Below are 619 nucleotides of genomic sequence, written 5' to 3'. Positions count from 1 at the left end.
GTCTGTGTAGGACTTGAGGTCCACATCAGACATGAGCATAGTTGCAATCGTCCGCGCGTCGACACGGTCAGTCTTGGTTTGGCGAAGGCTGAGGCTCTTCCGGTAAAGGTTGGTGTGCAGTGGGTTGATGACAAAGGTTGGCATACCGTTGTCAAGAAGAAACCCGAGGATATTGTAGCTGTAGTGTCCTGTAGCCTCAAGCCCTACTTTTATTTTGTCCGACTTTGAGGTACAGGAGCGAATCTGCCGCAATAGAAACTCGAAACCCTCCCGGCTGTTCGGAACGGTAAACACGTCTGCCAAGACTTCGCCCTCCGAGTTCATGATGAAACAGTCGTGTTTGTCCTTCGCCACATCGATCCCAACGCAAATCATGATGATACCTCCAAGATGATATTCGATGCTGTTTAGGACCACAGGACACTTTGCTCTTGTAACCTCGTTCGATATAAACCGTCTGGCGGTATCTAACTGATCAACAATACTGCAAAGGGCTGTGGTTGGAGCCTCCCATGAACCGTCCGGCGGTAGGGATGTAATACCAATCCACAGCATCCTAAACAGTGTAGCATACCCCTGGAGAGGGGGCTATAAATACTACTCTTTTATAATACGAGGG

At 49.3% G+C, this 619-nt stretch carries 1 protein-coding gene; it reads right to left on the bottom strand.

The annotated features are described in order from the left end of the window. A partial coding sequence (locus D1841_RS18150) for a transposase (RefSeq protein WP_160645009.1) occupies positions 1-375 on the bottom strand: 375 nt, incomplete at its 3' end. Between the last annotated feature and the right edge of the window lie 244 nt (positions 376-619).

The sequence above is a fragment of the Neglectibacter sp. X4 genome (assembly GCF_009917365.1).
Taxonomy (GTDB): Bacteria; Bacillota; Clostridia; order Oscillospirales; family Acutalibacteraceae; genus Acutalibacter.
This window is presented reverse-complemented; position numbering and strand designations above follow the sequence as displayed.